Here is a 12,343-nt window from a genome sequence, read left to right on the forward strand (position 1 = left end):
CTCAGCTCCGGTTTCCCCTGTCTCATGCCTGCAATTACCACAGATCTTCCTGCTCTCGCCCAATCGATCAAAGACTGGGGCCGCGAGTTGGGCTTTCAACAAGTTGGCATCAGTGGTCTGGACCTGGCTGAGCATGAACAACACCTGGAGCGCTGGCTCGAAGCCGGCTACCACGGCGAAATGGAATACATGGGCGCCCACGGCAGCAAACGCTCACACCCGGAAGAACTGGTGCCGGGCACGCTGCGGGTAGTTTCGCTACGTATGGACTACCTGCCGGGCGACACTGAAATGGCCAAGCGCCTGGGCCAACCGGAAAAAGCCTACGTCTCGCGCTATGCCCTGGGCCGCGACTATCACAAGCTGATCCGCAAACGCGTGCAGCAACTGGCCGAGAAGATTCAGCAGGTCATCGGCCCCTTCGGTTACAGGGCATTCGTCGACAGCGCCCCGGTGCTGGAAAAAGCCATCGCCGAACAGGCCGGTCTCGGCTGGATCGGTAAAAACACCCTGGTGCTGAACCGCAAGGCTGGCAGTTACTTCTTCTTGAGCGAACTGTTCGTCGACCTGCCGCTGCCGGTGGACCCGCCTCACAGCACCGAACACTGCGGGCGCTGCACGGCGTGCCTGGATATCTGCCCGACCAAGGCCTTTGTCGGCCCCTATGTGCTGGACGCCCGACGCTGCATTTCGTACCTGACCATCGAGCTGAAAAGCGCGATCCCCGAAGACTTGCGACCACTGATCGGCAATCGGGTGTTCGGTTGCGATGATTGCCAGATCGTTTGCCCGTGGAACCGCTTCGCCCGCCCGTCCGGCGAAAGCGACTTCAAACCGCGACACAACCTCGACAACGCCGAGTTGGCGGAACTGTTCATGTGGGATGAAGACAAATTTCTGAGCAGCACCGAAGGTTCACCGTTGCGCCGTGCCGGCTATGAACGCTGGCTGCGCAACTTGGCTGTGGGACTTGGAAATGCGCCCTCAACGATTCCGGTGCTGGAAGCCCTGAAAGCGCGCGCGGATTATCCGTCGGAACTGGTACGCGAGCATGTGGCGTGGGCCCTGAAACAACACGGACTCCCGTAGGAGCTGCCGCAGGTTCGGGCCGCGTTCGGACGATCTTTTGATTGTGATTTTCCAAGATCAAAAGATCGCAGCCTGCGGCAGCTCCTACGAGGGGGCGGGTATCAGGCTTCGTCGTTGTAAACGAACTTGGGCATTTCCCAGTGGAAACGAATTGCCAGCAAGCGCAACAGGAAGCCGCCAAACAAGGTGATCAGGATCGCCTGTTCAGCGGGTAATTGCAGGTACAGGCAGAGCATGTAGCACCACGCGGCGGCGAACGAGACGCTGGCGTAGAGCTCGCGACGGAAAATCAGCGGGATGTCGTTGCAGAAGATGTCGCGCAAGATGCCGCCGAACACCCCGGTGATCACCCCGCTGACCGACGCCACCAGCATGCCGTGACCCATTTCCAGCGCGGTCATGCAGCCGATCAGGGTAAACGCCACCAACCCCACGGCGTCGAGCACCAGAAACAGCGAGCGCAGATGGCGCATCCAGCGTGCCGTAAAGACCGTGAGCATCGCCGCGGCCGAGGTCAGCACCAGGTATTCCGGGTGTTTGACCCAGGTCAGCGGGTAATGCCCGAGCAGCACGTCACGCACCGAACCACCGCCCAGGGCCGTCACGCAGGCGATCAGCACCACGCCAAACCAGTCCATGCCACGCCGACCGGCAGACAACGCGCCGGTCATGGCTTCAGCGGTAATGGCAATCAGGTAGAGCATCAGCAACATGGTGGCGGTCCTTACGAGAAGGCGCGCAGTCTACTCAGATCGTCAGGGCACCAAAAGAGGGCAAGGTGCCGGCACACCTGCTTTTCGTAGGAGCTGCCGCAGGCTGCGATCTTTTGACGTTGATTTTTCAAGATCAAAAGATCGCAGCCTGCGGCAGCTTGTACAGGGGGCGCGTGCCTGGATTAAGCCTTGATGAAATGCTGGCGGTAGTGCTGCAGCTCGGCGATCGACTCGCGGATATCGTCCAGCGCCAGGTGAGTGCTGCCCTTCTTGAAGCTGTCGCGCACGTCCGGAGCCCAGCGTGCAGCCAGTTCCTTCAAGGTCGAGACGTCGAGATTACGGTAGTGGAAGTAGCTTTCCAGGGACTTCATGTGCGTATAAAGGAAGCGACGGTCCTGGCAAATGCTGTTGCCGCAGATCGGCGACTTGCCCTTTGGCACCCACTTCTCCAGGAAGGCGATGGTCTCGGCTTCGGCTTCAGCCATACTGATGCGGCTGTCGCGTACCCGCTGGGTCAGGCCAGAGCCACCGTGTTGACGGGTGTTCCACTCGTCCATGCCCGCCAGGATCTCGTCGCTGTGGTGAATGGCAATCACCGGGCCCTCGGCCAGGGTGTTGAGATTGCTGTCGGTGACAATGGTGGCCATCTCGATGATGACGTCGGTATCAGGGTTCAGACCGGTCATTTCCAGATCGATCCAGATCAGATTCTGCGGGTTTTGCATGTGTCGGCTCCTCGGCGTAGGCACGCAGTTTAGCCTAGAGGACTCTCGGGGCGTGCTAAACTCGCGGCCGTTTTACCTAATCGCTGCATTATCGACACGGAACACCCATGGCCAAACGCCAACTCAATCGTCGTCAAAACTGGCGCATCGAAAAAATTCAAGGCGAGCGCGCTGCCCGCGCCGCCAAACGCGAATCCTCCGCCGTGGAAGCGCTCGAGGGCGGCGACCTTGGCCCCGAGCAGACGGGCCTGGTGATCGCTCACTTCGGCGTTCAGGTCGAGGTCGAAGCCCGCGACGGCGAACTGGCCGGCCAGGTGTTCCGCTGCCACTTGCGGGCCAACCTGCCTGCGCTGGTGACCGGCGACCAGGTGGTCTGGCGCGCCGGCAATCAGGGCATCGGCGTGATCGTTGCGCAACTGCCGCGCAATACCGAGCTGTGCCGCCCTGACAGCCGTGGCCAGCTCAAGCCGGTCGCCGCCAACGTCGACATGATCGTGATTGTCTTCGCCCCGCTGCCCGAGCCTCATGCCAACCTGATCGACCGCTACCTGGTCGCCGCCGAACACGCTGGCATTCGCCCGTTGCTGTTGCTCAACAAGTTCGACCTGATCGACGAGCAGAACGCACCGGCGCTGAATGCCTTACTGGCGGTTTACCGCACGCTGGGTTACCCGGTGCTGGAGGTTTCGGCCCATCACGGCAATGGCATGGAGACGCTGCAGGAGCAACTGGACGGGCGCATCAGTGTGTTCGTCGGCCAGTCCGGCGTCGGCAAGTCCTCGCTGGTCAACAGCCTGCTGCCGGAAGTCGAAACCCGCGTCGGCCCGTTGTCCGAACTGTCTGGCCAGGGCACCCACACCACCACCACCGCGCGGTTGTTCCACTTCCCCGGCGGCGGTGAGTTGATCGACTCCCCGGGGATTCGGGAATTCGGCCTGGGCCACGTCAGCCGCGCCGACGTCGAAGCCGGCTTTATCGAGTTCAACGACTTGATCGGCACCTGCCGCTTCCGCGACTGCAAGCACGACCGTGAACCCGGTTGCGCCCTGCTCAAGGCACTGGAAGAAGGCCGCGTGCAACAGCAGCGCATGAACAGCTACCGCTCGATCATCGCCAGCCTGCCCGAAACCAGCTATTAAACGGACTGCCCGGCAACCCTGATACTGACAGGGCTGCTGGCCGTCCGCTGCAGTACGACAGACAATAAAAAGCCGCGATCATCGCGGCTTTTTATTGGGTCACTGCCTGGCTGGCTCAGCCGGTTTGGCCGGGTCACCTGCTTTCGGTGCCGGGTTGTCGAACAGGTTCAAGCGTTCCCGAAGTTCATGCGCCGGCAGTGGCTCCTTGTCCGCCGGCAAAGCATTCGGATCGGCAGGTACGGCAGGCACCTCACCCGGAGCGCCCTGCCCTGGTGTCGGCGCCGGCTCCGCGCCTTCGTCACCCTCGATGGCGCGCTGGGCCTTCTTGGTCAGCACGACAATGTCGATGCGGCGATTGACCGGATTGAGCGGATTTTTGCGATCGAACAACACCGACGAGGCGTAACCTACCACCCGCGCCACTTGCTGATCCGGATAGCTGCCCGCGACCAGCGCACGGCGAGCGGCGCTGGCACGGTTGGCCGACAGCTCCCAGTTGCCGAAATCGCCGGTACCCGCATAAGGCTTGGCGTCAGTATGGCCGCCGATGCTGATCTTGTTCGGCACCGCTTTGATGGTGTCGGCCATGGCCAGCAGAATGTCTTCGAAGTACGGCTTCAAGCGCGCACTGCCAGAGTCGAACATCGGCCGATTTTCAGAATCGATGATCTGGATGCGCAAACCATCCGGGGTGATGTCGAAAAGAATCTGGTCCTTGAACTTCTTCAGCTGCGGGTTCTCTTCAACCTTGTTCTGCAACTCTTGCAGCAACAGTTCAAGGCGTTCCTTCTCGACTTCCTCGGCCATTTTCTCGACCTGATCGGTATCGACAGTGACCTTGTCCGGCTGCGGCTGAGACTTGACCTCGGGATTGAGGGTCTTGTCCGGCGCCAGCACCGGCGTGCCGCCCAGATCGATGATGTACGGCGTACCGCTTTCAGAGAAGCCGATCGGGTCTTTGAAGTAACCGGCAATGGCGATCTTCTGTTCCGGTGTGGCGGTGGATAACAGCCACAACACCAGGAAGAACGCCATCATCGCCGTCGCGAAGTCAGCGAAGGCGATTTTCCACGCGCCCCCGTGATGCCCGCCAGCAATGCGCTTGACGCGCTTGATGATTATCGGCTGATTATTTTCCATGACTTAGCGACCGCGAACCGCTTGTTCCAGCTCGGCGAAGCTCGGACGGTGCGCCGGGTACAGAACCTTGCGCCCGAACTCCACGGCCAGCGATGGCGGCATACCGGAAGCCGAAGCCACCAACGAAGCCTTGATGGCCTCGTAAACGTTCAGCTCTTCCTTGGCATCGTGAGCCAGGGAGTGCGCCAGCGGGCCAAAGAAACCGTAGGCGGCGAGAATACCGAAGAAGGTACCTACCAGAGCAGCACCTACGTGCATGCCGATAGCTTTTTGATCGCCGTCACCCAGCGAGGCCATGGTCACCACAATACCGAGTACCGCCGCGACGATACCAAAACCGGGCATCGCATCCGCGATACCGTTGACCGCATGGGAGGGGTGCTCCAGGTCTTCCTTGAGGCTGTACAGTTCCATGTCGAACAGCCCTTCAAGTTCATGCGGCGCCATGTTGCCAGACGACATGATGCGCAAGTAATCGCAGATAAACGCGGTCATGCGGTCGTCTTTGAGGACAGCCGGGTACTTGGCAAAAATCGGGCTGGCAGCGGCGTCTTCAATATCGCCTTCAATTGCCATCATGCCTTCGCGACGGCTCTTGTTGAGGATCTCGTAGACCAGGCTCAGCACTTCCAGATAGAAGGTGTGACTGAAACGCGAACTGAACATGCCCAAGGACTTCTTGAGCACGATCATCGTCGTGGAGCCGGGGTTGGCCTGAAGGAATGCACCCAGCGCTGCACCGCCGATGATCATCACCTCGAACGGTTGGATCAGGGCGGCAATCTTGCCGTGGGAAAGCACGTATCCGCCGAGCACGCTCGCGAATACGACGATGATGCCGATAATTTTAGCCATAGGTAGGGAGGTACTTACTGAGTCGGGTTCAAGGTCATATTCGGAAGTTAAAAAATCTCTTCTTCTACTTATCGGCAAAACTGCGCCAGACTATAGCCAGTTAAGGCGAAAAGCTAATTTGGCCCACTCCGGGTGTGTTTAATGCAGACGATGATCGCGCCCAACCATGGCTAATGAAACGACCGTTCCAACGGCTAAACCGACCACACTCGTAGGCTGGGTCAAGCTTCTCGATGGCGTGACCTTGCCCGTGCCGCGAGCCAGCCATGATCGCGTCTGCCAGGCAATCGCCGACAATCGCAGCTCGTTGCGCGATATTGCCGAATTGATGCAGGGCAGCCCGGCCCTGGCTCTCAGCGTCATCCGCGAAGCCAATCGCCACACCCACGGCACCCTGAGCGAGCCCAGCGAGAACCTGGAGGTGGCCATCAATCGCCTCGGCCTCAAACGTACCGAAGAACTGCTCGCGCGCTTGCCCGCCCTGCCCCAGAACGACATCCCGCCGGCCCTGCGCCAGCTGCAACTGATCAGCCAGCATGCGACCCAACAGGCCAATGGTTTTTTTGCCAGCCGCCTGGCACGGCTCTGGCAGGACATCCACTGGGGTAGCCTGCTGTTTCTCTCGCCGTTCTGGCCACTGGCCTTGACCTTCCCGCAGCTGCTCGAAGACTGGGAGCTGCGAGTGCTCCACAAGGGCGAGCCCGCGAGCAAGGTCGAAAAAGAGTTGTTCGGCGTGCGCCTGCTGGAGCTAGGCCTGGCACTGGCGGAAGTCTGGCGCCTGCCAATCTGGGTAGGGCAAGGCTATCGACTGCTACAGGATGAACAACACGAGCTGGTGAAAGTCCTGCATATCGCCCGCGACGCCGATCACCCGCTGCGCCAGCAAAACCGTCTCGACGACGATCCGACCCTGCGCCGCTGGCTCAATCAACCGGCCAACACGGTGTTGCTGGCCAACGGCCTGGCGTTATCAGCACAGCAAGCCTGGGGTAGTCCTCACTGCCTGCGCTGGCAACTTCTGACCAGCCTCTACCTGCAAATACCGATGGACGAGGTCCAGCAGCAACTGCACCAGCAAGCCGCACTCAGCGCTCGCAAGCACGCGATGCCGGACCTCTGGCATCCGGCCGGGGCATTGCTCTGGCCGTGGGACGAGCGGCGCCTTCATCGCAGCCAGCTTCCGGCGCCCGCACCCACCGCCGAGGATCTGCTGAAGTGGCGCAAACAATGCGCCGAGCTGCTGGTGGAGCCGAGTCGCTTCATCAACGCCATGCACCTGACCACCTCCGCCCGGGACGCGCTTGTTGCCTGCGGCATGCGTCGGGTGATGATCCTGATGGCTGACCGTACCCATACCCATCTGCGGGTGCACCAGAGCGCCGGACTACCCAAAGAAGCCTCCGGCCTGAACCTGCTGGTCAGCCAGAGCACCGTGCTGCAACGCTTGCTCTCGCAACAAGCGCAAGTGCGCCTGACTCCAGCCAACAACGCACAATTTTCGGCCTTGCTGCCGGACAACCTGCGCGCACTGTTCGGCGGCGAGCACCTGCTGCTGCGTTCACTGGTCAACAATGGCCGGGTGATCATGCTGGTCGTGGCGGACCAGGGCGGCGGGCCATTTTCGGAAATCACCGTGCAAGCCTTCGGCAAAACCGCACAGTGCATCGAAAAAGCCCTTCACAGCTTTAGCAACCGCGGCCAGTAGTTCCTGCGCTACAATCCTCACCTTTGTGCTCTGGAGACCTCACATGTCTGACTTCTCTGGCTTGTCGCTGGTCATCGAACCGAGCGACCTGCTCGCCCGTCTCGATGCTCGCGAACTGATTCTGGTCGACCTGACCAGCAGCGCCCGCTACGCCGAAGGCCACATTCCCGGCGCGCGCTTCATCGACCCTAAACGTACTCAGTTGGGTCATGCGCCGGCGCCGGGCCTGATGCCGTCGCACGCTGCGCTTGAAGCCCTGTTCGGCGAACTGGGGCATAACCCGGACGCGGTCTACGTGGTCTACGACGACGAAGGCGGTGGCTGGGCCGGACGTTTCATCTGGCTGCTGGATGTCATCGGTCACACTAAATATCACTACGTGGACGGCGGTCTGCTGGCGTGGCTAGCGGAAAACTTGCCGGTTTCGACCGAGGTTCCAACGGCAGTCGGCGGCCCGGTTGCACTGACCTTGCATGACGAGCCCACGGCCACCCGCGAATACCTGCAAAGCCGTCTCGGTGCCGCCGATCTGGCGATCTGGGACGCGCGCGGACCGCTGGAGTATTCCGGTGAGAAGGTGCTTGCGGCCAAGGGTGGGCACATCCCTGGCGCAGTCAATTTCGAATGGACCGCCGGTATGGACAAGACACGCAACCTGCGCATCCGTACCGACATGCCGCAGATCCTCGAGCAGCTCGGGATCAGCAAAGACAAAGAAGTGATTACCCACTGCCAGACCCACCATCGCTCTGGCTTCACCTATCTGGTGGCCAAGGCGCTCGGTTATCCGCGGGTCAAAGGCTACGCCGGCTCCTGGGGCGAATGGGGCAACCACCCCGATACGCCTGTTGAGATTCAAGGTTCTTAAGGACAGTTAATGAAAAAGCGTTTGTTTATCCTCAGTCAGTACCTGCTGCCCCATCACTTACTGTCGCGTCTGGCCGGCTGCATTGCCGAATGCCGCGTGCGCTGGTTCAAGAACGCCTTCACCGCCTGGTTCGCCAAGCGCTATCAGGTGGATATGTCGCAAGCACTGGTCGAAGACCTGACCGCTTACGAACACTTCAACGCGTTCTTCACCCGCGCGCTGAAAGACGGCGCACGCCCATTGGACCAGACCCCAGGCGCGATCCTCAGCCCGGCCGATGGCGCCGTCAGCCAGCTCGGCCCGATCGAGCACGGCCGCGTGTTCCAGGCCAAGGGCCACAGTTTCAGCGTGCTGGAATTGCTCGGGGGTGACGCGGCAAACGCTGCGCCGTTCATGGGCGGTGATTTCGCCACCATTTACCTGTCGCCGAAAGACTATCACCGCGTACACATGCCGCTGGCCGGCACCCTGCGCGAAATGGTCTACATTCCGGGCCGAATCTTCTCGGTCAACCAGACCACCGCGGAAAACGTTCCAGAACTGTTCGCCCGCAACGAACGCGTAGCGTGCATCTTCGACACCGAACGCGGCCCGATGGCAGTGGTACTGGTTGGTGCGATGATCGTCGCTTCGATCGAAACCGTTTGGGCCGGGCTGGTAACGCCACCCAAGCGCGAACTGAAAACCTTCCGCTACGACGAAGCTGCCCGTGCGCCGATTCACCTGGAAAAAGGCGCCGAACTGGGTCGCTTCAAACTGGGTTCGACGGCGGTCGTGCTGTTTGGCCCGGATCAAGTGAAGTGGGCTGAAGAGCTGGCGGCTGGTTCACCCGTGGTGATGGGCCAAGGTCTGGGCGCTCCAAAGGCATAACCAAACGCCTGTAGGAGCTGCCGCAGGCTGCGATCTTTTGATCTTCACGATCACGCAGGTGTCAAAAGATCGCAGCCTGCGGCAGCTCCTACGGGCATAAAAAAACGCCGCTATTTGCGGCGTTTCTTTGGGTGCTCGATTCAGCTCAGAGCTGACCGTCGCGATCTCTGAAGCCCAGCAAATACAGTACGCCATCCAGACCCAGCGTCGAAATCGCCTGCTTGGCCGACTGTTTGACCAGCGGCTTGGCACGGAACGCCACACCGAGACCTGCAATCGCCAGCATCGGCAAATCATTGGCACCGTCACCGACGGCAATGGTCTGCTCCAGACGCAACCCTTCCTTGTGCGCCAGTTCACGTAGCAAATCGGCTTTGCGCTGTGCATCGACGATCGGCTCGACAGCCACACCGGTCACTTTACCGTCGACCACTTCCAGTTCGTTGGCGAACACATAATCGATGCCTAGCTTGGCTTGCAGCTGTTTGGCGAAGTAAGTGAAGCCGCCCGACAGAATGGCCGTCTTGTAGCCCAGACGCTTGAGTTCGGCGAACAAGGTTTCAGCGCCTTCGGTCAGGCGCAGGGAAGCCTCGATCGAGTCCAGCACACTGACGTCCAACCCTTTGAGCAAGGCCAGGCGCTCCTTGAAGCTGGCACGGAAATCCAGTTCCCCGGCCATCGCCCGCTCGGTAATTTCCGAAACCTTCTCGCCCACCCCGGCCGCCTTGGCCAGTTCGTCGATGACTTCGGCTTCGATCAGTGTCGAGTCCATGTCGAACACCGCCAGACGACGGTTGCGACGGAACAGCGAATCTTCCTGGAAAGCGATGTCGACGTTCAGTTCCTGGGCCACGCTGAGGAATTCGGCACGCAGGGCCTGCGGATCAGCCGCTTCGCCGCGCACGGAGAATTCAATGCAGCCCTTGCCCTTGTCGGCCGGGGTGTCCAACGGCATACGCCCGGACAGACGGTCGATGTGATCGATGTTCAGACCGTACTTGGCGGTGATCGAACTCACGCGTTGCAACTGCTCGGCTGTCACTTTGCGGGTCAGCAAGGTCACAATGTGGCGTTTCTTGCCTTGAGCACCGACCCACAGCTGGTAGTCCTCTTCGGACACGGGCGTGAAACGCACCTGCTGCCCCAGCTCGTAGGCCTTGAACAGGATGTCCTTGAGCACCGACGAACCCTGTTCGGTGTCGGGAATTTCAACCAGGATACCGAACGACAACGTGTCGTGGATCACCGCCTGACCGATGTCGAGAATGTTCACACCACCCTGGGCCAGTACACCGGTAATGGCCGCAGTCAGACCCGGACGGTCGACTCCCGTGATGTTTATCAGGACGATTTCGCGCAAGGCGCACCCCCGCATGTGGAAAAAAACCGCATTCTACCCACTTTCAGTGACCATCGGGCACAGCGAGCGCTTTGCCGGTCTGGGGCCTGTCGCTATACTGCGCATCAACTTCACGGACAAAAGAGCCGAGCTCAGTGAACCGGCCTACGCCAGTCAAAACCGATAACTTCTTTCTGCTGATCTTCCGGGCACTGCGCCATCGCCGTGTACCGATCGCATTGCGCATTGCCAGCCATAACGTGATCCTGGTCGCATTGGCCCTGGTGATCTACGCCTGCGTGATGGGTCTGCAGTTCAAACAGGCCATGCACGAACAAGCGGATGCCCTCGGCCAGAGCCTGACCACCCAGACAGCGATGTCAGCGACCGAACTGTTGGTGTCCAACGACATCCTCAGCCTTAACGTGTTGCTGAACAACCTGACCAAGAATCCGTTGGTGGCTCACGCAGCTATTTATAGCGTCGACAACCGGATTCTCGCCGAGGCCGGGCAGCGTCCCAAGCATGGCTTGCTGGGCGAAGCCGAAGGCATGTACGAGAGCAAGATCACCTTTCAGGACGTGACCGCCGGTCAACTGCGGATCAGCCTGGACATGGCGCAGTTCGAACAGCCGATGACCATCAGCCTGCAAAGCATGGGCATTCTCAGCGCTATCCTGCTGGCCTTGTCCCTGGCTCTGAGCTTGCGCCTGGGCCGGCACATCTCCACGCCGCTGCTGCAATTGCGGGTGTGGCTGCGCGATATTGACGAACACACCCCGGCGACTCAGCGCCAGGACGAAATCGGTGACCTGGCCCGCCAGCTCCACAGCAGTTTCGCGCCTGAAAAGGTCGAGCCTGAACCCGAGCCCGAGCCTGAATTCGACGATTACCAAGACACTGAAGAGGCCGAGCCGACCTTCGAAGTGCGCAACCTGCGCGACCCGAGCTTCGACGAGAGCGCTCCGGTGGCCGGTCTGAAAGCGGCGCCACGACATGTGGTCAGTGCAGAAGAGGACGAACTGGACGAAGAAGATCCGTTTGCCGACCTTCGCGACACCGCTGCCGCCGCCCCCGTGGCCAAACCGCAACCCAAGCCTGCTGCCCCGGCGCAACCACAGCACAGCGCAGTATTGGCGGTGCAGTTGGGCGCTCAGGATCAACTGCGCCGCCTGCCGCGTGCGCGCCTGACCGAACTGCTGGAGCGTTATCGCGACTGCCTGGACCAGGCTGCGTCGCTGTATGAAAGCGAACTGCACACCCTGAACGATGGCAGCACGCTGATGCTGTTCCACAGTGAAGACAGCGGTGACGACTACCTGACCAACGCCATTTGCTGCGGTGAGCTGCTACGCGCACTCGGCCATCAGTTGCAGATCGAGGTCGCCGACAGCGGCATCACCCTGCAATTGCAGTTGGGCCTGACGCTGGGCGATGAGCTCTTTGGCCTCAGCCAGATTGATCTGCTGCTGACCGAAACGGCTCAGGACGCTCTCGCATTGTCCCAACACAGCCGAAACCTGCTGCTGGTGGAACGCAAGATCAGCGATGACGTGCTGATCCGCCAACGTGCGCGGATCCGCCCAATCGCCAGCCCTGAAGGCGCTTGCTGCGTCGAGCGGTTGATGGAGCCTTACCCATCGATGCTGGAGCGGCAACTGGCGCGCATGCATGAGACACGCGCCAAGAGTTGAACCCGGCCCGTGAACGAAAAAGCCCGCAGATGAGTGATCGTCTGCGGGCTTTTTCATGGCAGGGAGATTCGCAGCGCTTGTGCAACCGCCAAGATCGTCCGAACGCGGCCCGAACCTGCGGCAGCTCCTGCGGGTATGCACCGCTCCTTGTAGGAGCTGCCGCAGGCTGCGATCTTTTGATTCTCTGGACCCCAAGACAACAAGGG

The 12,343-nt window shown here is 60.7% G+C and carries 11 protein-coding genes; 6 read left to right on the forward strand and 5 right to left on the reverse strand.

Going from position 1 to position 12,343, the window contains the following annotated elements:
* Nucleotides 1-24: 24 nt before the first annotated feature.
* Nucleotides 25-1,089, forward strand: a complete 1,065-nt coding sequence (queG, locus tag BLL42_RS11320; RefSeq protein WP_071552130.1) for a tRNA epoxyqueuosine(34) reductase QueG — start codon at nt 25-27, stop codon at nt 1,087-1,089.
* 101 nt (nt 1,090-1,190) lie between these two features.
* On the opposite strand, the gene BLL42_RS11325 is transcribed toward queG, so the two are convergent.
* Nucleotides 1,191-1,802: a trimeric intracellular cation channel family protein gene (locus BLL42_RS11325; RefSeq protein WP_071552132.1), complete on the reverse strand. Its 612-nt coding sequence runs from the start codon at nt 1,800-1,802 to the stop codon at nt 1,191-1,193.
* 182 nt (nt 1,803-1,984) lie between these two features.
* Nucleotides 1,985-2,527 carry an oligoribonuclease gene (gene orn / locus BLL42_RS11330; RefSeq protein ID WP_071552134.1) on the reverse strand — a complete coding sequence of 181 codons (543 nt, stop codon included), beginning with the start codon at nt 2,525-2,527 and terminating at the stop codon, nt 1,985-1,987.
* Between the two features lie 107 nt (nt 2,528-2,634).
* On the opposite strand from orn, the gene rsgA reads away from it, so the two are divergent.
* Complete coding sequence (gene rsgA, locus BLL42_RS11335) at nt 2,635-3,666, forward strand: small ribosomal subunit biogenesis GTPase RsgA (RefSeq protein ID WP_071552136.1); 1,032 nt, start codon at nt 2,635-2,637, stop codon at nt 3,664-3,666.
* A 99-nt stretch (nt 3,667-3,765) separates the two neighbouring features.
* On the opposite strand, the gene motB is transcribed toward rsgA, so the two are convergent.
* Both motB and motA read right to left on the reverse strand, forming a co-directional pair.
* Nucleotides 3,766-4,806, reverse strand: coding sequence for a flagellar motor protein MotB (gene motB, locus BLL42_RS11340; RefSeq protein WP_071552138.1), 1,041 nt, complete (start codon nt 4,804-4,806; stop codon nt 3,766-3,768).
* 3 nt (nt 4,807-4,809) lie between these two features.
* Nucleotides 4,810-5,661, reverse strand: a complete 852-nt coding sequence (gene motA / locus BLL42_RS11345) for a flagellar motor stator protein MotA (protein WP_071552139.1) — start codon at nt 5,659-5,661, stop codon at nt 4,810-4,812.
* 166 nt (nt 5,662-5,827) lie between these two features.
* Between motA and BLL42_RS11350 the strand changes: the two genes are divergently transcribed.
* The 3 genes from BLL42_RS11350 to asd are packed head-to-tail and all read left to right on the forward strand — an operon-like array spanning nt 5,828 to nt 9,104.
* Nucleotides 5,828-7,366, forward strand: coding sequence for an HDOD domain-containing protein (locus BLL42_RS11350; RefSeq protein ID WP_071552140.1), 1,539 nt, complete (start codon nt 5,828-5,830; stop codon nt 7,364-7,366).
* 43 nt (nt 7,367-7,409) lie between these two features.
* Nucleotides 7,410-8,234 (forward strand): rhodanese-like domain-containing protein, encoded by an 825-nt coding sequence (locus tag BLL42_RS11355; protein WP_071552141.1) that lies wholly within the window; start codon nt 7,410-7,412, stop codon nt 8,232-8,234.
* A gap of 9 nt (nt 8,235-8,243) precedes the next feature.
* A complete protein-coding gene (gene asd / locus BLL42_RS11360; RefSeq protein ID WP_071552142.1) occupies nt 8,244-9,104 on the forward strand; it encodes an archaetidylserine decarboxylase in 861 nt (286 codons plus the stop codon).
* Nucleotides 9,105-9,249: 145 nt separating this feature from the next.
* Here asd and serB read toward each other — a convergent pair whose 3' ends face one another.
* Nucleotides 9,250-10,464 carry a phosphoserine phosphatase SerB gene (gene serB / locus BLL42_RS11365; RefSeq protein ID WP_071555742.1) on the reverse strand — a complete coding sequence of 405 codons (1,215 nt, stop codon included), beginning with the start codon at nt 10,462-10,464 and terminating at the stop codon, nt 9,250-9,252.
* 134 nt (nt 10,465-10,598) lie between these two features.
* On the opposite strand from serB, the gene BLL42_RS11370 reads away from it, so the two are divergent.
* Nucleotides 10,599-12,137, forward strand: a complete 1,539-nt coding sequence (locus BLL42_RS11370) for an AhpA/YtjB family protein (protein ID WP_071552144.1) — start codon at nt 10,599-10,601, stop codon at nt 12,135-12,137.
* Nucleotides 12,138-12,343: the final 206 nt, after the last annotated feature.

Origin of the sequence: Pseudomonas frederiksbergensis, assembly GCF_001874645.1 — a bacterium.
In the GTDB taxonomy this organism is placed as follows: Bacteria; Pseudomonadota; Gammaproteobacteria; order Pseudomonadales; family Pseudomonadaceae; genus Aquipseudomonas; species Aquipseudomonas frederiksbergensis_B.

Excerpts from the sequence above, each read along its gene's own strand:
- BLL42_RS11325 (WP_071552132.1), bottom strand. The coding sequence starts at position 1,802 with ATGTTGCTGATGCTCTACCTGATTGCCATTACCGCTGAAGCCATGACC.
- queG (WP_071552130.1), top strand. The coding sequence starts at position 25 with ATGCCTGCAATTACCACAGATCTTCCTGCTCTCGCCCAATCGATCAAA.
- motA (WP_071552139.1), bottom strand. The coding sequence starts at position 5,661 with ATGGCTAAAATTATCGGCATCATCGTCGTATTCGCGAGCGTGCTCGGC.
- BLL42_RS11355 (WP_071552141.1), top strand. The coding sequence starts at position 7,410 with ATGTCTGACTTCTCTGGCTTGTCGCTGGTCATCGAACCGAGCGACCTG.
- orn (WP_071552134.1), bottom strand. The coding sequence starts at position 2,527 with ATGCAAAACCCGCAGAATCTGATCTGGATCGATCTGGAAATGACCGGT.
- motB (WP_071552138.1), bottom strand. The coding sequence starts at position 4,806 with ATGGAAAATAATCAGCCGATAATCATCAAGCGCGTCAAGCGCATTGCT.
- rsgA (WP_071552136.1), top strand. The coding sequence starts at position 2,635 with ATGGCCAAACGCCAACTCAATCGTCGTCAAAACTGGCGCATCGAAAAA.
- asd (WP_071552142.1), top strand. The coding sequence starts at position 8,244 with ATGAAAAAGCGTTTGTTTATCCTCAGTCAGTACCTGCTGCCCCATCAC.
- BLL42_RS11350 (WP_071552140.1), top strand. The coding sequence starts at position 5,828 with ATGGCTAATGAAACGACCGTTCCAACGGCTAAACCGACCACACTCGTA.